Annotated in this window: 20 protein-coding genes; 10 read left to right on the top strand and 10 right to left on the bottom strand. The window is 36.3% G+C overall.

Going from position 1 to position 23,502, the window contains the following annotated elements; translation table 11 throughout:
• Positions 1 to 36: 36 nt before the first annotated feature.
• Complete coding sequence (locus AB9K26_RS06555) at positions 37 to 1,962, bottom strand: T9SS type A sorting domain-containing protein (protein WP_369971742.1); 1,926 nt, start codon at positions 1,960 to 1,962, stop codon at positions 37 to 39.
• A gap of 215 nt (positions 1,963 to 2,177) precedes the next feature.
• Between AB9K26_RS06555 and AB9K26_RS06560 the strand changes: the two genes are divergently transcribed.
• Positions 2,178 to 2,804 carry a LysE family translocator gene (locus AB9K26_RS06560; RefSeq protein WP_369971743.1) on the top strand — a complete coding sequence of 209 codons (627 nt, stop codon included), beginning with the start codon at positions 2,178 to 2,180 and terminating at the stop codon, positions 2,802 to 2,804.
• Positions 2,805 to 2,841: 37 nt separating this feature from the next.
• Positions 2,842 to 3,705 carry a hydroxymethylglutaryl-CoA lyase gene (locus AB9K26_RS06565; protein WP_369971744.1) on the top strand — a complete coding sequence of 288 codons (864 nt, stop codon included), beginning with the start codon at positions 2,842 to 2,844 and terminating at the stop codon, positions 3,703 to 3,705.
• 48 nt (positions 3,706 to 3,753) lie between these two features.
• Here the strand turns inward: AB9K26_RS06565 and AB9K26_RS06570 are convergent, their stop codons facing one another.
• Positions 3,754 to 5,982, bottom strand: coding sequence for a TonB-dependent receptor family protein (locus tag AB9K26_RS06570; RefSeq protein ID WP_369971745.1), 2,229 nt, complete (start codon positions 5,980 to 5,982; stop codon positions 3,754 to 3,756).
• A gap of 237 nt (positions 5,983 to 6,219) precedes the next feature.
• Here AB9K26_RS06570 and guaB point away from each other — a divergent pair, with 237 nt between their 5' ends.
• The 3 genes from guaB to AB9K26_RS06585 all read left to right on the top strand — a co-directional run bounded on the left by guaB (position 6,220) and on the right by AB9K26_RS06585 (position 10,205).
• A complete protein-coding gene (gene guaB / locus AB9K26_RS06575) occupies positions 6,220 to 7,692 on the top strand; it encodes an IMP dehydrogenase (protein WP_369971746.1) in 1,473 nt (490 codons plus the stop codon).
• Positions 7,693 to 7,794: 102 nt separating this feature from the next.
• A complete protein-coding gene (gene bshC, locus AB9K26_RS06580) occupies positions 7,795 to 9,396 on the top strand; it encodes a bacillithiol biosynthesis cysteine-adding enzyme BshC (protein WP_369971747.1) in 1,602 nt (533 codons plus the stop codon).
• A 14-nt stretch (positions 9,397 to 9,410) separates the two neighbouring features.
• Positions 9,411 to 10,205: an ABC transporter substrate-binding protein gene (locus AB9K26_RS06585; RefSeq protein ID WP_369971748.1), complete on the top strand. Its 795-nt coding sequence runs from the start codon at positions 9,411 to 9,413 to the stop codon at positions 10,203 to 10,205.
• On the opposite strand, the gene AB9K26_RS06590 is transcribed toward AB9K26_RS06585, so the two are convergent.
• Together AB9K26_RS06590 and AB9K26_RS06595 are read right to left on the bottom strand one after the other, a co-directional pair.
• Positions 10,174 to 10,401 carry a Lacal_2735 family protein gene (locus tag AB9K26_RS06590; RefSeq protein ID WP_369971749.1) on the bottom strand — a complete coding sequence of 76 codons (228 nt, stop codon included), beginning with the start codon at positions 10,399 to 10,401 and terminating at the stop codon, positions 10,174 to 10,176. The genes AB9K26_RS06585 and AB9K26_RS06590 overlap by 32 nt on opposite strands.
• A gap of 91 nt (positions 10,402 to 10,492) precedes the next feature.
• Positions 10,493 to 10,681: a Lacal_2735 family protein gene (locus tag AB9K26_RS06595; RefSeq protein WP_369971750.1), complete on the bottom strand. Its 189-nt coding sequence runs from the start codon at positions 10,679 to 10,681 to the stop codon at positions 10,493 to 10,495.
• A gap of 263 nt (positions 10,682 to 10,944) precedes the next feature.
• Between AB9K26_RS06595 and AB9K26_RS06600 the strand changes: the two genes are divergently transcribed.
• Positions 10,945 to 11,448 (top strand): hypothetical protein, encoded by a 504-nt coding sequence (locus AB9K26_RS06600; protein WP_369971751.1) that lies wholly within the window; start codon positions 10,945 to 10,947, stop codon positions 11,446 to 11,448.
• A gap of 2 nt (positions 11,449 to 11,450) precedes the next feature.
• Here the strand turns inward: AB9K26_RS06600 and AB9K26_RS06605 are convergent, their stop codons facing one another.
• On the bottom strand, positions 11,451 to 12,161 hold the full coding sequence (locus tag AB9K26_RS06605; RefSeq protein ID WP_369971887.1) for a DUF4197 domain-containing protein: 711 nt from the start codon (positions 12,159 to 12,161) through the stop codon (positions 11,451 to 11,453).
• 130 nt (positions 12,162 to 12,291) lie between these two features.
• On the opposite strand from AB9K26_RS06605, the gene AB9K26_RS06610 reads away from it, so the two are divergent.
• Positions 12,292 to 13,398 carry a TlpA family protein disulfide reductase gene (locus AB9K26_RS06610; RefSeq protein WP_369971752.1) on the top strand — a complete coding sequence of 369 codons (1,107 nt, stop codon included), beginning with the start codon at positions 12,292 to 12,294 and terminating at the stop codon, positions 13,396 to 13,398.
• 35 nt (positions 13,399 to 13,433) lie between these two features.
• Here AB9K26_RS06610 and AB9K26_RS06615 read toward each other — a convergent pair whose 3' ends face one another.
• A complete protein-coding gene (locus AB9K26_RS06615) occupies positions 13,434 to 14,531 on the bottom strand; it encodes an OmpA family protein (protein WP_369971753.1) in 1,098 nt (365 codons plus the stop codon).
• A 204-nt stretch (positions 14,532 to 14,735) separates the two neighbouring features.
• Between AB9K26_RS06615 and AB9K26_RS06620 the strand changes: the two genes are divergently transcribed.
• On the top strand, positions 14,736 to 18,182 hold the full coding sequence (locus AB9K26_RS06620) for a methylmalonyl-CoA mutase family protein (RefSeq protein WP_369971754.1): 3,447 nt from the start codon (positions 14,736 to 14,738) through the stop codon (positions 18,180 to 18,182).
• A gap of 24 nt (positions 18,183 to 18,206) precedes the next feature.
• On the opposite strand, the gene AB9K26_RS06625 is transcribed toward AB9K26_RS06620, so the two are convergent.
• A complete protein-coding gene (locus AB9K26_RS06625; RefSeq protein WP_369971755.1) occupies positions 18,207 to 18,602 on the bottom strand; it encodes a hypothetical protein in 396 nt (131 codons plus the stop codon).
• A gap of 115 nt (positions 18,603 to 18,717) precedes the next feature.
• Between AB9K26_RS06625 and AB9K26_RS06630 the strand changes: the two genes are divergently transcribed.
• Positions 18,718 to 19,164: an Lrp/AsnC family transcriptional regulator gene (locus AB9K26_RS06630; protein ID WP_369971756.1), complete on the top strand. Its 447-nt coding sequence runs from the start codon at positions 18,718 to 18,720 to the stop codon at positions 19,162 to 19,164.
• Between the two features lie 2 nt (positions 19,165 to 19,166).
• Here AB9K26_RS06630 and AB9K26_RS06635 read toward each other — a convergent pair whose 3' ends face one another.
• Positions 19,167 to 20,129 carry a YpdA family putative bacillithiol disulfide reductase gene (locus AB9K26_RS06635; protein WP_369971757.1) on the bottom strand — a complete coding sequence of 321 codons (963 nt, stop codon included), beginning with the start codon at positions 20,127 to 20,129 and terminating at the stop codon, positions 19,167 to 19,169.
• Between the two features lie 124 nt (positions 20,130 to 20,253).
• On the opposite strand from AB9K26_RS06635, the gene AB9K26_RS06640 reads away from it, so the two are divergent.
• On the top strand, positions 20,254 to 20,853 hold the full coding sequence (locus tag AB9K26_RS06640; protein ID WP_369971758.1) for a DUF1684 domain-containing protein: 600 nt from the start codon (positions 20,254 to 20,256) through the stop codon (positions 20,851 to 20,853).
• A 31-nt stretch (positions 20,854 to 20,884) separates the two neighbouring features.
• On the opposite strand, the gene AB9K26_RS06645 is transcribed toward AB9K26_RS06640, so the two are convergent.
• Together AB9K26_RS06645 and AB9K26_RS06650 are read right to left on the bottom strand one after the other, a co-directional pair.
• Positions 20,885 to 22,342: a T9SS type A sorting domain-containing protein gene (locus tag AB9K26_RS06645; RefSeq protein WP_369971759.1), complete on the bottom strand. Its 1,458-nt coding sequence runs from the start codon at positions 22,340 to 22,342 to the stop codon at positions 20,885 to 20,887.
• 20 nt (positions 22,343 to 22,362) lie between these two features.
• The gene (locus tag AB9K26_RS06650; RefSeq protein ID WP_369971760.1) at positions 22,363 to 23,463 is read right to left on the bottom strand and encodes a hypothetical protein; all 1,101 of its coding nucleotides are present in this window, start codon (positions 23,461 to 23,463) and stop codon (positions 22,363 to 22,365) included.
• Between the last annotated feature and the right edge of the window lie 39 nt (positions 23,464 to 23,502).

Consider the following 23,502-nt stretch of genomic DNA (forward strand, 5'->3'; position numbering starts at 1 on the left):
CGATTCGCTTTTTTAAGCCTTAAATTACAATGACCATTAATTTTTAATGAAAGGAATTGTAGTTGAATTGCTGTCTTTTTTCAATTTAACAAAGTACATGCCTTCACTAAATGCTTCTACATTGATAGAAAGGTCAGACTCTTGTGCAATGTCTCTTTGTTCAACCAATTGTCCTAACATGTTATAAATGGAATAACTGTCTGGCAAATTATTGGTATCAGACAATTTGATATTCAACATTGAATTTGTTGGATTTGGATAAACTGAAATAGTGTTATCAGCAAAGTAATCGTTAACAGATAAAGTACCAACGATATCAATATCATCAATAGCAATATCACTATTATAACTATTACCTCGAATCGCTCTAAATCTGATTACAATAGACTGGTTTGCGTAAGCCGAAAGGTCTATTTGTCGCTGTAAGTAATCTTCACCAGTACTGGCTTGTTGCTGCCCAGAGATTACAGGAGTGACATCATTTGTAAATCCTGATCCAGAATCAATATCAACATGAAGCTCTCCCATAGAATCACCATACATATGATAGTAAAATGATAGTACAGCATCTACAGAGTTGATTTCAATACAAGGAGAGGTATAGGTAGCTACATCACCAGTTCCTGAACCTGAAGCTTCAGTGTATATATACAAACCATCTCCCATTGTTGAATTGTCACCATTAGGACCAGTACTTGTAGAAGTTGTTGTGCCTGCGTTTAGAGTCCAAGAAAATGAGGAGTTAGAATCGATCTTCCAACCGCTATCCTCTATATCTGTTAGAGCATTGAAGTTTCGGCTTAATGGAAGACTTTCGTTTGAACCAACACTAACAAATCCATCGACACTCTTTATGATTGAAGTTTGTGCATTCGAAACTACTAAACTTACATCGTAAATACCAGGTGTATTGTAAACGTGCGTTGGATTAGGAGTGGTGTAATCTGTTACTAAGTCACCATCGACATCCCATTCCCATGAAGTTGCACCAACACTACTGTCTGTGAAGTTAACCGTTAATGAATTTTGACAGGTTTGAGTGGCATCAGCCGTAAAGTCAACACTAAAAGTTGGACAATCAAAATTATTTCTGACAGTTTGATATGTAGCATAAATTCTCGCGTATTGTTGAGGTGAAAAATAGGTTCTACATGGCTTTCTTGAATATGACATCACATTTGTTGGATCTGGAACGTAAAAATCACCATTTGGATCTGTGTCACTTCCTATGTAAACACAAGAAGAAGTAACATTGGAATAAGATAAAGTAGGATCTGCAGGTGTATCACATATGTAATCTCCAGCTGTTGTACAATTTGTTCCGTCTACATACTCGTCTGGTATACTTGAGCTACCATGTGTGTGTCTAAGACTGAAAAAATGTCCCATCTCGTGCGCTAACGTGCTTCCGTTTAAAGCACATGAATTGTCCATGACAATCACATCAGGTCCTCCAGGATAATATGCATAACCACAAATAGCACTACCAGAACTGGCACGTGTTACCGAATTTGCGAAGTATATATTGATGAGACCATTAACATTGTAAGTTCCTGTCATTGCTGCTTCAGAACTATCAACATAATCGTAATAGGTACTGTTATCTATGTAATTTATACCTTCACATAAATAAAAATACATATTAGCGTTTGCATAAAAAGCATTCATGACTGCAATGGCACTATTAAGCTGAGACGTGCTTAAACCTCCAAAGCCACCAGATGTTCTGATAACGTGAGCTTTAATAGGAATTGAATAATAGGCTCTTGCCTGATTGTCATTGGTTAAAAAATCCTTTTCATAAGATTTAATCAATTCCAGGTTTTCTTGAAGAAAATTTAATGATTCAGGTGTTTCAATAACACCACATTCAGAACTGTTTTGAGAGGTCACTAGCAAAGGTAGTACTAGAAAAATTGCCAAAATAGCTAAAATGCGATGAGTAGGGTAATTTAATTTCATAGTAATGATTATATTTTTTAAGCTAAAAAGTAAAAATAAAAAAATTGGTTTAAAATACAGGCTTATATTAAAAATATTAAGTTAAACTTCTCAAATATCAGATATTTAGGCACTTAGTGTTCTTTGTGCTATGTTGTTTTTTCCTAACATAGTATTTGATCGCTAAACTTAGTTGTAATTCAATTAAGTTTTATTTTTACGGAAAATAACACATTTTGAATTTTGAATTTCTCATATCATTTGTCATTGCAACAGCTGCATTAGCACTTTCGCCAGGACCAGATAATATTTATGTACTGATGCAAAGTACGGTCCATGGAAAGACATTTGGATTGGCGACCGTTGCTGGTTTGATATCTGGATGTTTGGTGCATACCACTTTAGTGGCTTTTGGGGTTTCGGCCATTATTAAGCAGAGCGATACTCTATTCTTTGTATTGAAGCTCTTTGGTGCATTGTACTTATTATATTTGGCTTTCAAAGTGTACAATTCTAATGATAAATTAGACTTGAAATCAGATGCTGTTCCGAAAAAGAGCACAGGACAGTTGTTTAAACAAGGTTTCATCATGAATATGTTGAACCCCAAAGTCTCTATTTTTTTCTTGGCTTTTTTTCCTGGATTTTTGTTTAGTGATACACTAAGTCATGTGATACAGTTTTATGTTCTAGGACTGTTGTTCATGTTGGTTTCCGCGATTATTTTTTCAACCATTGCGATTTTGGCAGGATTTATTTCAGATTATACAATGAAACATGCACGTGTTGGACAATATCTTAAGTGGTTGCAAATTGTTGTGTTTGTTGGAATAGCGATCCTTATTTTTATGTCTGAAAATTGAATCTTCAGAACCATCATATTTGCTATCTTTGAAGCACATGAATACACCTTTGAAAATAATAGAATGCCCTAGGGATGCCATGCAAGGGATCAAGGATTTTATTCCTACCGAGAAAAAGGTACAATACATCCAGTCCTTATTGCGTGTGGGTTTTGATACGATTGACTTTGGAAGTTTCGTGTCACCAAAGGCCATTCCGCAAATGGTAGATACGGCAGAAGTATTATCAAAGCTCGACTTGAGCCATACGAATAGTAAATTATTAGCCATAATAGCCAACACAAGAGGAGCTCAAGATGCATGTCAGCATCCCGAAATTGATTATTTGGGGTATCCGTTTTCCATTTCAGAAAACTTCCAGATGCGTAATACCCACAAAACCATTGCACAATCTGTAGTGATTCTTTCTGAAATTTTAGAGCTGGCAGAACAGCACAATAAGGAAGTCGTGGTGTATATTTCCATGGGTTTTGGAAACCCTTATGGTGATCCATGGAACGTTGATATTGTAGGTGAGTGGACTGAGCGATTGAACAAAATGGGAGTGAAGATATTGTCATTAAGCGATACGATTGGAAGTTCCAATCCGGAAAACATATCTTACCTTTTTTCGAATCTCATTCCAAAATATCCAAAGATCGAGTTTGGGGCACATTTGCACACTACGCCTTCCACATGGTTTGAAAAAGTAGATGCAGCATACAAGTCAGGCTGTATGCGCTTTGATGGTGCTATTCAAGGATTTGGTGGTTGCCCAATGGCTAAAGATGAACTCACGGGAAATATGCCAACAGAGAAATTATTGTCGTATTTCACCTCTAATAAGCACAATAACCTCAATGCCATGAGTTTTGAAAGTGCTTATAATGAAGCCTCAAAGATTTTCAATGTTTACCATTAAAAAAGCATCACGTATTGTGATGCTTTTTGTGTTTTGTTATATCCCATTTTAAAATTTGATTTCCAGTCCGCCATAGGCTCCAAAAGGATGTCCAGGTCTTAAACCAGCAGGAACTCTGGAAACAGCATAGGTTTCGTCAAGAAGATTGATGATGTTTCCGGTTAAACTCAAATATTTGTTGAGGTGGTATTTTCCAGACACATCTATGACAAAATTGGAAATTACGCCATTGGTAGAATTTATACTGCCTGTTCCCGCTGAGGTCCTGAAAGCGCCATTATATCGTCCATTGATATTGATTTCATACTTTTTATGCTCTAGGGATAAAGAAGCGTTAAATTGATGCTTTGAAATATATGGCAGTTCATCACCTTCAGTGACTTCGCCCCAAAGTCCGTCATCACTTCCAAAACTGTTATCGAACTTGGCATCGGTAAAGGTATAGCCAATGGTTAAGGGCAATGCTAATTTTGAATTGTTTTCCAAAAGATCGTAATTCAATAGCAGTTCAAGACCTTTAACGGAAACTTCACCAGCATTGAATTGCTCCAAAGAACCGGTTCCACCTGTTGCCGCAAGGTCACTACCCAAAAGGTTGCTGTAATCGTTATAAAAAACAACGGCCTCACCTCTAAGTCCTTTGTAATTGAATCTTGAACCCAGCTCATAATTAATACTTTCTTCGGCTTGTTGTCCTTCTTGGTTGCTCGGTGGTGAAAACCCTTTGTGAATCCCTCCAAAAATTGTAGCGTTGTTGTTGTTGAATTTGTAATTAAATCCCATTCCAGGAATAAAAACATCCACTCTGTTTTCCCGTTCAGAAAAATCAACACCTGTTCTCCCAGGATCACTGTTGCCATAATTTTCACGGGTCAGACTTATGTTCTCATAACGTAAACCAGGAGTGAAAGTCCATTTTTTGTATTTCAACTTATATAAAACATATGAGGCAAAAGCATGTGCTTTACTGATTCTATTGGCATCCGTTCCTGGAACACCTTCAGAAGTCAAAACCATTTCTCCGTCAGTAATTTGATAGCCGTCTTTCCATTGAAAACGATCTTCCTCATCGTAATGGTAGCGCAATCCAATTTCAAGATCGTGAAAAACCTCCTCTCCAGACCAATGGTAATCCAACTTGGTCTGTACACCTTTGGAAACATAATCACGATTGTTGGCTTTGACAAATAGAGCATCAGCATCAGAATCAACAGTTCCGTTTACAATATTGAAATACTCCGAAAACTGTTCTGGAGCCTGCAAAACTGAAGCAATTCCAACCTTCGTTCCATTTACGGCAATATCATTTAGCTTATACCAATTTCTAGAAAACCCATTGTAATACGCATTGGTTGTAATTCTCATACGATTGGAAAAATCCAATTGATGTGTGGCTATGACTTGAATATGATCGTTGGTCATGACATCTTCCTGTGAACTCGCATAACGATCAAAAGGATTCCTATTAAAATCATTTTGTGTCAATCCCAAATACGTTTCATTGGACACTTCATCAGAATACTGAAACTTTATATCAAAAGCATTTTGAACCTTTGCATCGGCTTTACTATTGATTCTAAACTTAGCAACCACATCATTTTTATCAAATCCAGTATTGCTCCCATCAGGAAGATTTTTAAATCCATCAGAACTGAAATTTAAGTATTCGATACTATAACCGAAAACCTGTTTGCTATCACCAATTTTGGCATGTAGTTGGTTGGAGTTGAAACTGCCTGTACGCGCTCTCAAGTGACCTGATAATGTGCTTGGAATTTGACTTGATACCATATTGATGGCGCCTCCCGTTGTAAATGGTCCATATTGAACCTGACTTGAACCTTTTAGGATTTCGACAGCTTCCATTCTTGCAACGGAAGGGAAATAATAGGCTGCAGGAGCACTGTATGGAGCAGGAGCGACAAGAACACCGTCTTCCATGATCGAGATTTTGGCACTTCGTTGAGGTGAGGTTCCTCTCAAACTTATGTTTGGTCTTAAACCAAATCCGTCCTCTTCATAAATATTGACACCAGGTACGGTTTTTAAAACACGGTTGATATCTGAGTAACTAAATTTTGATAATTCCTCTGGGGAAATATAATAGGAGGATCCTGTTCTGTTTTTAGCTTGGTACTTATTGCCAAATATAACACTGGTTTTTAACAGGACTTCGTCCAGTTGCTGAATGGAGTCTTGTTGTTTTATGTCCTCATCGTTTTGAGCATATGAGACACCGACAAAAAGGATAAAAATTAGGGCTAATAGTTTCTTCATTTTATTTAGACTTATTATAAATAGTTTAATTCGGTGCAAAAATAGACAGCAAATTAGTCTTGTCAAAATTTATTTAGAATAAATAAAAATAAAATTTATAATGTACTTTTAAGCGTTTGAAAATCAGTTGTCTTTCATTGTGAAATATTCTTAAATTTTCAGAATTAATCTTGGGTATGGTCATTCATACTTAAAAAAAGACGTATATTTGCATGCAATTATAATCGTAATTGCATCATGACAGCACACGAAAACAAAATCGTTGGAGAAGGTCTTACCTACGACGACGTTCTATTGGTTCCAGCATTTTCTGAAGTCTTACCTCGAGAAGTCAATATCCAAACCAAGTTTACACGTAATATTACCATTAACATCCCTGTCATTTCGGCTGCTATGGATACGGTTACCGAAAGTAGAATGGCTATTGCCATGGCACAAGAAGGCGGTATAGGTGTACTTCATAAAAATATGACCATCGAGCAACAAGCTGATAAGGTACGACGCGTAAAACGTGCCGAGAGTGGTATGATCATCGATCCTGTAACCTTGCCGTTAACTGCTAAAGTTTCAGATGCCAAGCGATATATGAAAGAGCACAGCATTGGTGGTATTCCCATCGTTGCTGAAGATGGGACCTTAAAAGGCATTGTAACCAACAGGGATTTGCGTTTTGAGCATGCCAATGACAAACCGATTGTAGATGTTATGACCAAAGACCATTTGGTGACTGCCGCGGTTGGTACGTCTTTAAAGGATGCAGAACAAATTCTTCAAGAAAATAAAATTGAAAAGCTACTCATAGTTGATGATAATTTTAAACTCAAAGGACTCATCACATTTCGAGATATTACCAAGGTCACCCAAAAACCAAATGCCAATAAAGACCAATATGGCCGACTACGAGTTGCAGCTGCTATTGGTGTTACTGCTGATGCAGTTGATCGTGCTTCAGCTTTGGTGAAAGCTGGTGTGGATGCGATCATTATTGATACCGCTCATGGTCATACCAAAGGTGTGGTTTCAGTACTAAAAGATATTAAAAAAGAATTCCCAAACCTTGAGGTGATTGTTGGTAATATCGCAACTGGCGAAGCGGCTAAATATTTGGTAGAAGCTGGTGCTGATGCGGTTAAAGTTGGTATTGGTCCTGGTTCTATTTGTACCACTCGTGTGGTTGCAGGTGTTGGTTTTCCGCAGTTTTCAGCTGTTTTGGAAGTGGCTGCTGCCATTAAAGGAACTGGAGTTCCTGTGATTGCTGATGGTGGAATTCGATATACTGGAGATATTCCAAAAGCCATTGCTGCAGGAGCCGATAGCGTCATGCTTGGATCTTTATTGGCTGGAACTAAGGAAAGTCCAGGGGAAACCATTATCTACGAAGGACGTAAGTTCAAATCCTACAGAGGAATGGGATCTGTGGAGGCTATGAAACAAGGGAGTAAAGACCGTTATTTCCAAGATGTGGAAGACGATATCAAAAAACTCGTTCCAGAAGGTATTGTAGGCCGTGTACCATACAAAGGTGATTTGGTAGAAAGCATCCATCAGTTTGTGGGTGGACTTAGAGCTGGAATGGGCTATTGTGGTGCCAAAGACATTGAAACCTTAAAGGAAACAGGTCGTTTTGTGAAAATCACGAGTTCTGGTATTCATGAAAGTCACCCACATGATGTGACCATTACTAAGGAAGCGCCTAATTATTCGAGATAAAATGATACCAGCTGAAGTGGTTTTGAATTCTTGGAATTAACTAAAATTTAGGAATTCAAATCCGCAATAGCCTTATCTTTACGCTTCAATAGAATTGAATGTATGCCAACCGATAGGATACCGTTTAGAGATACCAACTATTTTTCTTCATTGATTTGTGATTATCTGGATCAGAATGACCATTTAAAGCCATTTTATAATCGTTTTCCTAAACTCGAGAATTTCAAAGAGCAAATCCAAGAAAAACAGTCAAGGTTTTCATCCGAAAACAGACGCGTTCTAACCGATGTTTTAAACACTCAATATGAATCTATTGAGAGTTCAGAATTGACACAGCAAAACATTAATTTACTTCGAGATAACGCTACGTTTACGGTTACGACTGGTCATCAATTGAATTTGTTCACTGGTCCACTGTACTTTTTTTACAAAATTGTGTCGACCATCAATTTATGTAAGGATTTAAAGGAAAAACATCCTGAAAACAACTTTGTACCGATGTATTGGATGGCTTCTGAAGATCACGATTTTGAGGAAATCAACTTCTTCAATTTCAAGGGTAAGAAAGTCCGATGGAACCGCAATGCTTCAGGTGCTGTTGGTGAGCTGGATTTAGAAGGTCTGGATTCTGTTTTTGAAGCCTTTGAAACCCAGTTGGATTCTACAGTGCAAGCGTCTGAACTTAAAACCCTATTCAAGGAAGCCTATCTAAATCATAAAAATCTTACTGAAGCGACACGCTATCTGGTCAACGACTTGTTTAAAGCTTACGGACTCGTTATTGTTGATGGAAACGATAAGCGTTTAAAGGAATTGTTTGTGCCTTATCTCATTTCGGAATTGACCCAAAAAAATAGTTTTAAAAACGTCACTCAGGCTAATACAGCCTTGAACCGTTTGGAAGAGAATTATAAAATTCAGGTGAATCCTAGGGACATCAATTTGTTTTATATCAAGGATGGTTTACGAGAGCGTATTGTAGAACAAGAAGAAACATATTATGTCAACAATACTGAGATTAAATGGAGTAAAACGGAACTAGAGAAGGAAGTCCATGCTTTTTCTGAACGGTTTTCACCTAATGTGATCGTAAGACCTCTGTACCAAGAAGTTGTTTTACCTAATTTATGTTACATAGGAGGTGGAGGAGAGTTGGCTTATTGGCTGCAACTGAAGTCCAATTTTCAAGATCAAAAAGTGGTTTTTCCAATACTATTATTACGTAATTCTGTTCTGTTGATTACAGATAAACAAAGGGAAAAAATCAAAAAGCTGAACCTTGAGGTTGCGGACTTGTTTTTGAATCAAGAGGATTTAAAATCTAAAGTAACCCAACAAATTTCTGAGATTGACATCGATTTTTCGACTCAGAAACAGCATTTAAAGCATCAATTCGAAGCCTTGTACGACCTGGCAAAAAAAACCGATGAGTCTTTTGTTGGAGCAGTAGCTGCTCAAGAGCAAAAGCAAATCAATGGTTTAAAACATCTTGAAAAACGCTTGCTCAAGGCTCAAAAACGAAAACTGTCAGATCATTTGAATCGTGTAGTCGAACTTCAAAATCAATTGTTTCCAAATCATAGCTTACAAGAACGACAGTTGAATTTTTCTGAATTTTACTTAGAATTAGGTTCTGAATTTATCCCTAAATTAATCTCAGAGCTACACCCTTTGCGTGGTGATTTTTCTATCATTACTGTGTAAACACATAAACGTTTATGGTTCTTAAAGACCAACTCAATCGTCTAATCAAATTAGAAAAAACACCAAAACGTATTGTCAGTTTGGTGCCTTCCCAAACAGAATTGATTTGCGATTTGGGATTAGAGAGCTCACTCGTTGGTGTCACAAAATTTTGTGTGCACCCTTTGCATTTACGAAGTACAAAAACTGTTGTTGGTGGCACTAAGACCATTCATTTGCACAAAATCAGATCTTTAAAACCTGACATCATTCTCTGTAATAAAGAAGAGAACACCGAGGCCATGATTGCCGATTTAGAACAGATTGCTCCAGTGCATATTAGTGATATTTATACTCTTGAAGACAGTTTAGAGCTTATTGAAATGTATGGAGATCTGTTGCATGTAAAGACAGAAGCAAATCAAATGATTGAAGCCATTCGATCTGAATACGAAGTTTTTCAGACATATATACGAAACAAACCAACTACGCGTGTCGCCTATTTTATTTGGAAAAATCCTTGGATGGTTGCAGCTAGGCACACTTTTATTGATAATATGTTAGCTGTGAATAAGTTTGTTAATGTGTTTTCGGAATTAGAACGTTATCCGGTAACAGAACTATCTGATTTGAAAATACGACAACCGGAAGTGATATTGTTGTCTTCTGAACCGTTTCCTTTTAAGGAAAAAGATAAAAAGGAACTGCATGAGGAGTTACCCAATGCAACCATTAAAATAGTTGATGGAGAGATGTTTTCTTGGTATGGCTCAAGACTTTTGAAAGCATTTCAATACTTTAAAGCGCTGCATCAAGATGTCTTGATGTAAACAACTTCAATTGAAAAATACGCTTTTTCAGCTTAGATGCTTCATGATACAAGATATCACTTTTACTGGCATCAGAATGCTCTAAATTATAAGCTTCTTCAATAAAGTGGCTGTAACGGCTTTCAAGATGCTTGAGATCGATGGGCTGGTTTTGAAAGGCACTTATCCTTCCGACTTTGCAAAAATGTGAATTCATATAGCTTATTTTGTATATATAATATACGATGTCAAATAAGCTATAGACGTGATCTTAAGTTAAATTATTGTGAACATTTGGAATGAAGATCTTATTTCTTTTTCTCGCGCGACAAAAAGTTCAGTTTGTTCATTTTGTTCAATAGCTTAATGGCGTTGTATTCTGAAATATCACTAAACGCAGAATCCGTTTGACGGAAATTATAAGCTTGTTCCATAAGTTGTTTGTAGCGCAGTTGTAGTTTGGATTGGCGATCGTCGAGTTTGGTGATAGTGTTCATTGCCACAAAATGTTAGATATTAAATATATTCAAAATTTCGTTACGGTCAAAACAAAAATTCAACCATAAAAAAATCGGCCTAATAAATAGACCGATTTTTTCCTAACTAACTTTTCTAATTCAAATAAAAGTGAAGATGTTTTCCCTTTGCTAACTGAAACAAAGATGCGATTATATTCAAAAACTAATGTTATGTTAATATTAGCTTTGTATTAAGATTGTTTTTATAGCTTTAAATTGTATCACTTGTCAATCAACCTGTTATGAAAATAATTTTATACACTACCTTATTCTTCTTGTCTATAAGCCTTAATGCTCAAAATCAGAATTGTAACTGTTGCACAGATACGCATGGTGAATTTGACTTTTGGATTGGCGAATGGACCGTTACCAATCCTGATGGCTCATTAGCAGGAACCAACCGCATCGTGAAAATTCAGGATAATTGTGTGCTTCAGGAAAATTGGACCAGTGCCAAAGGTAATTTCACTGGAACCAGCAATACCTTCTACAATTATAAAACAAAGCAATGGGAACAAATTTGGATTGACAATCAAGGGCAAAGTTTGCATCTAAAAGGCAACAAGTCTGGAAACCAAATGATTTTAAAAACGGATGAGGAAACAGACACCAATGGAAACCCGTTTTATCATAGAGTCACTTGGACACATAACGACGATGGGAGTGTTAGGCAATATTGGGAAACCATAACCAATGGAACCGAAATAAAAGTTGCTTTTGATGGCTTGTACAAAAAGACAAATTAAACTTAATCCTGAAGCGCAAATACTTTTTTAAGTAAATCTGTGGTTCTTGACGACACTTTATTTCTGATTTCCTTTTCCTCTACAGCAATCATGGTATAAACACCTTTAAGGGCTTCACCAGTCACATAATCGGTTAGGTCTGGATTTACGTTGTTAGTAAATGGAATGGCATTGTATTTTCCAATTAGGTTTGCCCAGATTTGATCGGCTCCAACTTTAGAGAAACTATTATCAATAACAGGTTTAAATTTACTGTAAAGTGCTGTTTGGGTTTTGTTACTCAAGTATTGTGTTGCTGCATTGTCTTCTCCTAATAAGATATTCTTAGCATCGTCAAAAGTAATATCCTTGACCGCACTCACAAAGATAGGAGTCGCTTCCTTAACGGCATCTTCAGCAGCTCTATTCAAGACTTTTAAACCCTCATCTGCTAGATTTCCTAAACCGATATCTCGTAAACCTTTATCAACTTTTTGCAATTCATCAGGCAATAAGATTTTCACCAGCTCATTTTTAAAAAAACCATCTTTTTGTGTCAATTTTGAGACTTGTTTATCAATGCCTTTATCTAAAGCTTGCCTGAGTCCAGCAGCAATATCAGCATTACTTAAAACATTACCACCTTGTTGAGGTAAGTTGTTGACAACATCTTGTAATTCTGCACACGCGGTGAGGTTGAACAGGAGAATAAAAACTAAAATTTTACGCATCATTTTCTTAAGAATTTGAAATACAAATATAACTGAATAGTGTTTGTAATAAATTACGAACTTCATTAAATTATTGTTTATAAATACTATTTTAGCATGATAGTTGTTATTTATTCAGTATAAAATTTTATAAATGAAGACTAAAATTTATGTGATGTTAGTCACTTTATTTTTCTCTTGTTTTTTACAAGGTCAAATCCGCTTTTCTGAAACTATTCAGGATTCCAAAATTGCCAGTCCAAACGATAATACTTTATATTTTATAGATTTTTGGGCAACCTGGTGTGCTCCCTGTGTATATGCTAATGAATATTTGGAAGTTCTGCAACGACAATATCCAGATGAGTTTTATGTTGTTTCCTTAAGCGAAGAAGTGCCCGAAAAAGTAAAACGGCATATAGAGAAGCATCCAACAGATTTAGCTGTGGCTATCGATTATCAAGGAGAAAACTTTGATGCTCATAGCGTTAAGATTTTGCCTTATGGTATCCTTGTTGACACACGAGGAAATGTATTATGGAAAGGTAGTCCGACAGATTTTAAGTCGGCTGACTTGGAAAGCTTTCTAAAAAGATACAAGGTTCAAAAGCCATATCATAAAGTGTTTAAGATTAAATCGGTAAAAGAAGATTTTAAATCAGATTACGTTCCTTCTAAAGATTTTGAAATTTCTAAAATCAAACAATTCAACAATGATATTTTAGAAATCTCTAATAAAGGAGATTTTACACACTTTAAAGGCGATTTACAAAGCATCTTGGCTTATGGCTTTAAGGTATTGAAAAACCAAGTATACCTTCCTAAGGATTTAAATCAACCTTATGAAATTTACTTCAAGGATTCCGCAAGTTTTCTAAGTAATGTCACAGATGCACTAAAGCTTAATGTATCGACTTTTCAGAATAAAGGGGAAGTTTTGGTTGTTGACAATGATGAACCGAAGCTTTGGGACAAAAATCAAATTGATTGGGGACAAGGTGCTTTGAACTACCTTATAGATGATAATCAAATTCAGGCCGATAATATGACTTTCAAGGATTTTCTTTACCATTTATCTCATTCATTGAATCTTCCAATTTCTACAACAACAGTCGTAGATTCCGAAACATTACATGATTGGCAAGTACACTATAGATTTTACGGTTTGATGCAGAATGATCTATTGGATAACTTTGGACTTAAAGTTGAAAAGAAAACGGCTGATTTTATGATTTATAACGTTACAAAAAAAGCACCTTGATCAAGGTGCTTTTTAATTATTTAGAGAGATTTATATTAGTTGTTGATAACTCTAAACTCCGTACGTCTGTTTCTTTGGTGTTGTGTTTCTGAGCAATCCACACCATTTGAGCAACGGTTTGTTAAACGTGTTTCTCCATAACCTCTAGCAGTCAAACGACTTCTTGAGATTCCTTTAGAAACTAAATAGTTTACTACTGAGTTTGCACGTTGTTGTGATAAAGACATGTTGTAATCATCATTTCCTCTAGAATCTGTGTGCGACATGATTTCAATGCTAACATTAGATCCTGTTAAGATTGGCAACAATGTTTCGTCAATAGTTTTCTTTGAAGAAGGTGTCAATCTAGCGCTTCCTAATTCATAAAAAACAGGAAGTACGTTCGGGTCAAGTAACTCACAATCTACTTCTTCCCAAGTCGTAATACCTCCTTTTTTATCAAGAATAGTTCTTGTAACTGTTTCAGTACGAGCAGGAATAGTAGTACTTCTTGTTGTAGCTGGTTGATCTACAACTAAACGCTTAATCGTTTTGTATTCAGCAGGAATTTCAACACGATCCATACGTGCAGGTGTTTTGATAACTCTTTTAGTGTATGTTGCCATTTGTTCTGAAACAGAAGAACTTTCAGTAGAAGCATCTGATGCTAATGTTGTAAATGGTACATCTTTGAATATTGCAGGATATTCAACAAAACATGCAGCAACACAATCGTCTTTGTTTACTGAAGGACAATCTTCAAGCACCTTGTATTCCCAACCTGATGTAGCTGGATAGGTTTCGAATGTTCTTGAGTCTTTTCCAAATGAAGCTGGAATAGATCTTAAATCAGTACGTCCCTCTTTTTTGACGTAAGATACTTCTACGTTTTCGTAGGTTGCAGGAACATACACAAACTTTTCAGTTGCTTCTTTAACCAATACAGTTTCTTCAACTGTTTTGTAAGTTGCAGGAATAACTTCTAGTGTCGTGTAAGATGGGTACACTTGTAATGTTTCTGTTACTTCTTTAAATGTGTCTTTGGTGATACACTTTACGTAACATTTTCCTGGTTGTGGATTTTCAGGAAGTCCTTGTGCAAAACCAAATCCTGCACTTAATAAAAAACCAATTAGAAATAGTTTTTGTTTCATTGTTTAAAAATTTAATAAGGTTAATATGATGGTTAATTCAGACAAGGATTTTGCCTGATGTCCAGAGTTTAGACCCGTTTTTTTTGGATGAGTCACATTTGTTTTGACTTTTTGTAGCGAAAAGCATTAAACAATTCGAAAACAAAGAGTACTTCTTTTGAAAAATCTGTAAATTTGCAATCCAAAAGCATAAGTAATTTACGAATGAAGCAAATAGCACCATATCACCCTAAGCACAAAGTACGAATCGTTACAGCGGCATCTTTATTTGACGGTCACGATGCCTCTATCAATATTATGAGACGAATCATTCAAGCTACTGGTGTTGAAGTCATACATCTTGGTCATGATCGTAGTGTTGAGGAAGTCGTCAATACGGCTATCCAAGAAGATGTAAATGCTATTTGTTTGACATCTTACCAAGGTGGTCACAATGAATACTTCAAATACATGCATGATCTCTTGGAGGAGCGTGGTGCTGGACATATAAAAATCTTCGGTGGAGGTGGAGGAGTGATTCTTCCAGAAGAGATCAAAGAACTTATGGATTATGGTATTGACCGAATCTACTCTCCAGATGACGGACGCGAAATGGGACTGCAAGGAATGATTAATGACTTGGTCGAAAAATCTGATTTTGCTATTGGCGATCAACTCAATGGAGAACTTGATAGCCTTCCAAAGAAAAATCCAAGAGCTATTGCACGTGTGATTTCCTCTGCTGAAAATTTTCCTGAAGTTGCGAAGTCTACCTTGGATGAGATTCATATAAAAAATAAAACATCAAAAACGCCAGTATTAGGTATTACTGGTACTGGAGGTGCTGGAAAATCGAGTTTGGTTGATGAACTGGTACGACGCTTTTTAATCGATTTTCCGAAAAAGACTGTCGGAATAGTTTCTGTAGATCCGTCTAAACGTAAAACAGGAGGTGCTTTGCTTGGTGATCGTATTCGTATGAATGCCATTAATTCGCCAAGAGTCTATATGCGAAGTTTAGCCACACGTCAATCCAATCTGGCGTTGTCAAAATATGTCAATGAAGCGGTAGAGGTACTCAAAGCAGCGGAATTCGATTTGATTATTTTGGAAACCTCAGGTATCGGACAATCAGATACTGAAATTATAGAGCACAGTGACGTGTCCTTATACGTTATGACACCCGAATTTGGTGCAGCAACACAGTTGGAAAAAATTGACATGCTCGACTTTGCCGATTTGGTAGCCATTAACAAATTTGATAAACGAGGTGCTTTAGATGCGCTACGCGATGTAAAAAAACAATACATGCGTAATAACAATCTTTGGGATACACCTCAAGATGAGTTGCCTGTGTTTGGAACCATTGCTTCGCAATTCAACGATCCAGGAATGAATACGCTCTATAAAGCTATCATGGATAAGCTGGTCGAGAAAACTGAAACTGATTTGAAATCTACCTTCGAGATTTCAAAAGAGATGAGCGAGAAAATATTTGTTATTCCACCTGCTAGAACACGCTATTTATCTGAGATTTCTGAAAATAATCGTGCTTACGATAAAACTGTTGATGAACAGGTTGAAGTAGCTCAAAAACTCTACGGTATTTTTAAAACCATTTGCTCTGTAGCTAACGTTAACACCACTGAAACCGAGTTGTCTTTACTTGATAAAAACGGATTGGATGCAGAAAGTATTCTGGAGCAAGTCAAGGATGATAACTCCAAAGATTTTCTTCAGTTGTTATTGAAAGAATTCGATCGAGTAAAACTTAATCTAGATCCTTACAATTGGGAAGTACTGATAGGTTGGAATGATAAAGTCAACCGATATAAGCAACCGATTTACAGCTTTAAGGTTCGTGATAAGGAAATTAAGATTGAAACCCATACCGAATCCTTATCACATACTCAGATTCCGAAGGTAGCACTACCAAAATACCAAGCTTGGGGAGATATTTTACGTTGGACGTTGCAGGAAAATGTACCAGGTGAATTTCCATATACGTCTGGATTGTATCCTTTCAAGCGTACAGGTGAAGATCCAGCGCGTATGTTTGCTGGAGAAGGTGGACCAGAACGTACCAATAGACGTTTTCACTATGTGAGTCAAGGAATGCCAGCCAAACGTTTATCTACGGCATTTGATAGTGTAACTCTATACGGAAACGATCCAGATCACAGACCAGATATCTACGGAAAAATTGGAAATGCTGGAGTGTCTATTTGTTGTTTGGATGATGCCAAAAAATTGTATTCTGGATTCAATCTAGCTGATGTGATGACGTCTGTGAGTATGACCATCAACGGTCCAGCTCCAATGTTGTTAGGTTTCTTTATGAATGCCGCCATCGATCAACAATGTGAGATTTACATCAAGGAACATGGTCTTGAAAAAGACGTAGAGGCAAAGATCGCCAAGATATATAAGGAAAAAGGTGTTGAACGTCCGAGTTACAATGGGGAATTACCTGAAGGAAACGACGGATTAGGATTGATGCTTCTAGGAGTCACTGGTGATCAAGTCTTGCCTGAAAAGGTTTATCAAGAGATAAAAGCAAAAACAATTGCTCAAGTTCGTGGAACGGTTCAGGCAGATATTCTGAAAGAAGATCAAGCACAAAATACTTGTATTTTCTCTACGGAATTTGCCTTGCGATTAATGGGAGACGTTCAGGAATATTTCATTGAAAATAATGTTCGTAACTTCTATTCGGTGTCTATTTCTGGATACCATATTGCTGAAGCAGGAGCCAATCCGATTTCACAATTGGCATTTACCTTAGCTAACGGATTCACTTACGTGGAATACTATTTGTCGCGTGGGATGGACATCAATAAATTTGGTCCGAACCTTTCGTTCTTTTTCTCTAATGGTATTGATCCTGAATATGCGGTTATAGGTCGTGTAGCTCGTAAGATTTGGTCGAAAGCCTTAAAACACAAGTATGGAGCAAATCCTAGAGCGCAAATGCTGAAATACCATATTCAAACGTCTGGACGAAGCTTACATGCGCAAGAAATTGATTTTAACGATATCAGAACAACTCTACAAGCGTTATATGCTATTTACGATAACTGTAATTCCTTGCATACCAATGCTTATGATGAAGCGATTACAACACCAACTGAAGAATCGGTTCGTCGTGCCATGGCAATTCAACTGATTATCAATAAGGAATTAGGTCTAGCAAAAAATGAAAATCCGATACAAGGGTCATTTATAATTGAAGAACTTACCGATTTGGTTGAGGAAGCAGTGCTTATGGAATTTGATCGCATTACCGAACGTGGTGGTGTTTTGGGTGCTATGGAAACCATGTACCAACGCAGTAAGATTCAAGAAGAAAGTTTGTATTACGAGACTTTAAAGCATAATGGGCAATTTCCTATCATTGGTGTAAATACTTTCTTGAGTTCTAAAGGGTCTCCAACAATTGTTCCTGCGGAAGTGATTCGGGCGACTGAAGAAGAGAAACAACTTCAGATCCAAACCTTAGAAAATTTACATAAGGGCAATGATACTGAGCAACTTTTAAAAGAGTTACAACAAAAGGCCATCAATAACGAAAATATCTTTGAATCATTGATGGAAGTATGCAAAAAATGTTCGCTAGGTCAAATTACATCTGCGCTCTTTGAAGTTGGTGGACAGTACAGAAGAAATATGTAGTGAATCGATTAGATTTTTTAAAATTTACAAAGTCATCATCCAATGGCGTTGTAAATGCTTGAATTTTGTCAATTCCTTTTGAAGTATAGGAAGATAATCCTTTCCATTGCTATTGCAGTGTTGCAAACGGTTACAATTTAAATGCAAACGATGTACTAAACGTTCAATTGAGGCAACATGCTTATGCTTTTTTTCTGAAAAACGTTCGGCTTCAGCTTTTTCAATTTCAGGAGCAAGCGATTCCGATTGTTGGACCATGTCACCTGAAAAATAAATATCCAGATCTTCACTGCCATCAGGTCTTAAATAAGATAAATCTTGATTAATATAGGTTGAAATACTTCTAGACAAGTAGAGTATGTCCATAGCCTTTTGATAGATAGGGAGTTCTGACAGATGAGATGGGATATTATAATTCATTTTTAATAGCAATTGTAACAAAATTAGTGACAAGTTTTCAGATTTAAGTGTCGATATTAAAGTAAAAACTTATATTTGCTTTAGAAATTAACGTATTTTACTTTATTATTTTAAAATGCAAATCGATTCCCTTAACTGGAAAATTTTGAAATGTTTGCAGTCCAATGCAAGACAATCCAATGCTGAAATTGGTAGGCAAGTGGGTATTACCTCACCTGCGGTTTCAGAACGTATTAAAAAGATGGAGGATGCAGGGATTATTGAAGGGTTTAGAACTGCTGTGTCTTATTTTGAAGCAGGTTATCAACTCAAGGCGATTATAACCATTCGTGCCTTTATGGGAAAGCTCAAACCGTTTTTGGAAAAAGTAAAAACCTTTGATGAGGTCTTAAACTGTTATCGTATTACTGGGAATGAAAACATTGTCATGGTCGTCATTCTGAAAAACCAGAAGCATCTGGAACAGTTTATTGACCAATTGATTGTTTATGGTGAAACCAAAACCCAAATTGTATTAAACGAGGTGGTAAGAGATGGTGCAGTGATTCCTATAAAATCGTAAAACTATTTTGAATTGATATGATCCACTATAACTTTGGCATGAATACGGGAGTTTTCAATAAACCATTTATGGGTTTCCATGCCACCACAAATGACGCCAGCTAGATACAATCCTTTAACGTTACTTTCCATGGTGTTTTCATTATAGGTTGGTATTAGATTATCCTCAGAGAGCGCAATGCCAGCTTGTTTCAAAAACTCAAAATTAGGGCGATAACCTGTCAAGGCAACAACATAATCATTATCGATTTCAGTCATACCTTCAGGAGTTTTTACGGTAATCTTGTCAGGCTTTATATTTTGTACTTCAGAATTAAAATAGGCTTTAATACTACCTTCCTTAATGCGGTTTTGAATGTCTGGGCGAACCCAATATTTTACACGATCGCCAATGCTAGATCCTCTTACAATCATAGTGACATGTCCTCCTTTACGCCAAATTTCCAAAGCAGCATCAACAGCCGAATTACTGGCTCCCACAATCGCTACATTTTGCATGCTGTAAGGATGGGCTTCTTTGTAATAATGATTGACCTTTGATAAATTTTCACCAGGAATATCGAGTAATTTAGGGATGTCATAAAATCCTGAGGCTATAATGATATTTTTAGCATTATATTGACGTTTTTCTGAAGTCACAACAAACAGATCATTCACCTTTTCAATACCAAGAACTTTTTCGTAAAGATTGATATCTAAATTGTTGGAAGTCGCAACACGACGGTAATACTCCAAGGCTTCATCACGATTAGGTTTTGGATGGTTACTTATAAATGGAATGTCATCAATCTCTAATTTTTCAGATGTCGAGAAAAAGGTCATATTCAATGGATAATTGAACAAAGAATTAGTCAATGCTCCCTTTTCCAAAACCACATAATCAAGATTTTTCTTTTTGCACTCTAGAGCACAAGCAATTCCAATGGGTCCACCACCAATAATCAATACGTCTTTTAGCTTCGTCACTTTTTTGAGGTTTAAGGTTCAACAAAAATACCAAACATATCATAGACGATATATTGGTATTAACCAACTTTTAAGACATTGAAAGCTTAAAAGGATTATCATATATTTGTTAAAAAGATATACTATGAGAATTGCTTTTACACTATTATTTTTGGTTGTTTTTGCTGCCTGTGCACAAGAGAAGCAACCGGTTTTAGGTGAAACTGAATTTCAAAAGGAAATGAATGCCGAATATAAAGATGCTACGACTTCGCCATTAAAAGATAAAGATCGTAAAGCATTTAAGGGATTGGATTTTTTCAAGTTTGATTCAAGCTATGTTGTCAAAGCGAAAATAAAGCGCACTCCTGACACACAATGGTTTGATATGAAAACAACAACGAGTCGAGTGTCTCCGCAAAGAACATTTGGCGTGTTAACATTTGAACTGAATGGAGAAACCCATCAGCTCAATGTATATCAAGGAAAGGAAATCATGCAAAGAGAGGGATTGGGAGATTATTTGTTTTTACCTTTTTTAGATGACACCAATGGAGAGGAAAGTTATGGTGGTGGACGCTATATTGATTTGCGAATTCCAGAAAGTGACACGATTGAAATTGATTTTAACAAAGCCTACAATCCGTATTGTGCTTATAATGATAAATATTCTTGTCCGATAGTCCCAAGAGAAAACTATTTAGCTTTGGAAATTCGAGCAGGCGTGAAGGCCTTTGAAAAATAAAAGCGCCATTAAAAAATGACGCTTTTATGTGCTATTGTTTTACAATGCGTTTTGAAAGTTTACCAATATTGGTCTTCAGCTGAAGTAAATATACGCCATTTGAAACATTGGACAAGTCCATTGTCGTAAGTGCTTCTGTAGAATGGAAGATTCGTTTTCCATTCATATCAATAAGCTCTACACTTTCAATAATTGTGTTATTTGGCAATTTAAAATTCAGTATATTTTGAGTTGGGTTAGGATAAATACTGATTTCAGATATGATTTCTGAAGCCATACTCAAGGTACCCTCGATTTCAAAATGTTGTTTTTCTAACAACGACCAAGTACCATCACTATTTTGAACTCTTACATAAACATAATGATCTCCCATGGCCAAACTTCCTGAAGTTGTAACAACAAAATCTTCATCAATATCATCTCCAGAAGTTACAATAGTATTTGCGTTACCGATACCAGGATCGATATCAATAAAATATTCTGCTGCAACAATTGAAACTGTATTGAAAAATGCAGGTGTTTTTACAGAAATAACATTATGAGTAAACAAGCTATAGGTTCCATTGGTATTGCCTACTCGAATATATAATCTATGCGTTCCTGTAGATAAACTTGCCGTTGGGATGGCTACATTCTGATTAACAGTTTCAGCATCTGTTATTGTTATATTATTACCCAAACCAATACCTGGATCAGTATTAAAGAAATACTCAATAGTATTGATGTCAGCCATATTTACACCTGCCAAAGGCACAACAGAAAAGGTCACACGATCATACATTGACCAATCATCATTTGTATTCTTTACTCTTAAAAAAGCTCTGTAGTTCCCTTGAGGCATTGTATTGGTTAAAATCGCTAGATTTTCATTCAATGTTTCACCTGAGGGTATTGAGATGTTTGTAGCGTTTCCTGTTCCAGGATCAGTGTCAAAATAGTATTCAGCAGCTACAATATCATTCGAGTTAAAAACTGCTGGACCATTAGAAATGCTAAATGCTACATTGTCATATTCACTATGCGAGCCATCACTGTTTTTGGTTCTGATAAATAATCTATGACTTCCTGTGCTTAATGAACCTGTCGGAATACTAAACGATTCGCTAATCAATTCTGAATCAGTTACCGTCAACTGAGTCCCATTACCAATGCCAGGATCAGTATTGAAATAGTATTCAAAGCCATCGATATCAGCACTATTAAACGTAGCATTGGCAGCTCTTATGCTGAAGCTTTGAGAATAGTAATAACTAGCACTACCATCATCTTTAACGGCACGAACAAACAGTTTGTGATTCCCAATTGGGAGTCCTGTTGTTGGTATATCGAAATTTTGATTAAGTATTTCAACGTCTGGATCAATATCGATGCTTATGCCGTTACCAATACCAGGATCGGTATCAAAGTAATATTCTATTTCAGAGACATCACCTTGGGCATACATCAAATATGAGGCTAGCACAAAAGCTAAATAAAGTAGTCGTTTCATAATCATTTAGGTTTTGATTATTAATTGGACTTGTTAGCGTTTGCCTGTACGTTTACATTGATGTTTTCGCCAGCATTGATTAAGTTGTTGCTAATTGTAAAACTTGTTAAGTATGGCAATTCGGTAGGATAGCCTCGCATATCAAAATCATAATCGCCATTGTAAATACCGATGTCATTTCCATCAGACCCAGCATTAAGACCAGGAGAACTAGGAGATAAGGTGAAATCGTCTTCAACTGCAATATCAAATAAGGTAGATGCCACACTAGTAAAGAATGGGTTTTGGTTGTCAAAGTTTCCAGTGCCAGGCAATGTTAAAGATATCGTACCTCCAGTTGACATATAGCTTATGGAATTATTGATGGTAAGTATTCTTCCCGTTGTTGGAGCAAATAGCGTATTAACACCATTTGAAATGAAAATATTATTGAACACAGTAACATCTCCAGTCATATTAGGAAAAATATTCACGTTGCCCCAAGTAAAATTAATTCTTACTACATTATTGTTAAATACTGTAGTGTCATTAAAGTAGCGTAAGGCATAAGTAGCCGAGGTGCTATTATTTAAAAGTGTAATGTGGTTATTGGTAATTACGGTATTGACGCATTTTGTTGGGTCTGCGTGTAGGTTAATCCCGTAATTAATAACATTACCTCGAATGATCCAATTGTTGTTTGTTGTGGTATGTGAAGCGGTAGCTGAACCAACATATATCGTCTGGTTAATGTAGTTGTCTTCAATCAAGACATTATCTGAAGTAGAAGTGCTTGAATTGTAAGTAATGAAAGTACTGATGTAGAATCCGCTAATTTTAATGTTGTCAGCATCAATTCTAACACTTGATAATTCAGATCTTCTACCATCGTTTAATTCAGGAGCATATCCAGAACCAAAAAGTGTGATTTCTTTGTCAATAGTTACGGCACCATAGCCAGTTATTGAAGGTTGTACATAAATGATATCACCATTATTTGCTGCTGAAATGGCATCAGTGATATTATCAAACATATGTGATGGAGTTGTGTCAACAACAGGATCGTTGTCAACAATTAAAATGCTTTGAGCTTGTGTATAGCTAAGTACAAGAAAAGATAACAGGGTAAATAAATGTTTCATGATAATTAGGTTTTTATTATTGATGGGTCAAAAATCCTA

This window comes from Psychroserpens sp. XS_ASV72, assembly GCF_041224425.1.
In the GTDB taxonomy this organism is placed as follows: Bacteria; Bacteroidota; Bacteroidia; order Flavobacteriales; family Flavobacteriaceae; genus Psychroserpens.

Bases quoted from the DNA above. Each gene is read 5' to 3' on its own strand.
- AB9K26_RS06650 (WP_369971760.1), bottom strand. From the start codon at position 23,463: ATGAAACATTTATTTACCCTGTTATCTTTTCTTGTACTTAGCTATACA.
- AB9K26_RS06585 (WP_369971748.1), top strand. From the start codon at position 9,411: ATGGTTCTTAAAGACCAACTCAATCGTCTAATCAAATTAGAAAAAACA.
- AB9K26_RS06610 (WP_369971752.1), top strand. From the start codon at position 12,292: ATGAAGACTAAAATTTATGTGATGTTAGTCACTTTATTTTTCTCTTGT.
- AB9K26_RS06645 (WP_369971759.1), bottom strand. From the start codon at position 22,342: ATGAAACGACTACTTTATTTAGCTTTTGTGCTAGCCTCATATTTGATG.
- AB9K26_RS06630 (WP_369971756.1), top strand. From the start codon at position 18,718: ATGCAAATCGATTCCCTTAACTGGAAAATTTTGAAATGTTTGCAGTCC.
- AB9K26_RS06600 (WP_369971751.1), top strand. From the start codon at position 10,945: ATGAAAATAATTTTATACACTACCTTATTCTTCTTGTCTATAAGCCTT.
- AB9K26_RS06620 (WP_369971754.1), top strand. From the start codon at position 14,736: ATGAAGCAAATAGCACCATATCACCCTAAGCACAAAGTACGAATCGTT.
- AB9K26_RS06615 (WP_369971753.1), bottom strand. From the start codon at position 14,531: ATGAAACAAAAACTATTTCTAATTGGTTTTTTATTAAGTGCAGGATTT.
- AB9K26_RS06595 (WP_369971750.1), bottom strand. From the start codon at position 10,681: ATGAACACTATCACCAAACTCGACGATCGCCAATCCAAACTACAACTG.
- bshC (WP_369971747.1), top strand. From the start codon at position 7,795: ATGCCAACCGATAGGATACCGTTTAGAGATACCAACTATTTTTCTTCA.
- AB9K26_RS06555 (WP_369971742.1), bottom strand. From the start codon at position 1,962: ATGAAATTAAATTACCCTACTCATCGCATTTTAGCTATTTTGGCAATT.
- AB9K26_RS06565 (WP_369971744.1), top strand. From the start codon at position 2,842: ATGAATACACCTTTGAAAATAATAGAATGCCCTAGGGATGCCATGCAA.
- AB9K26_RS06625 (WP_369971755.1), bottom strand. From the start codon at position 18,602: ATGAATTATAATATCCCATCTCATCTGTCAGAACTCCCTATCTATCAA.
- guaB (WP_369971746.1), top strand. From the start codon at position 6,220: ATGACAGCACACGAAAACAAAATCGTTGGAGAAGGTCTTACCTACGAC.
- AB9K26_RS06570 (WP_369971745.1), bottom strand. From the start codon at position 5,982: ATGAAGAAACTATTAGCCCTAATTTTTATCCTTTTTGTCGGTGTCTCA.
- AB9K26_RS06590 (WP_369971749.1), bottom strand. From the start codon at position 10,401: ATGAATTCACATTTTTGCAAAGTCGGAAGGATAAGTGCCTTTCAAAAC.
- AB9K26_RS06605 (WP_369971887.1), bottom strand. From the start codon at position 12,161: ATGATGCGTAAAATTTTAGTTTTTATTCTCCTGTTCAACCTCACCGCG.
- AB9K26_RS06640 (WP_369971758.1), top strand. From the start codon at position 20,254: ATGAGAATTGCTTTTACACTATTATTTTTGGTTGTTTTTGCTGCCTGT.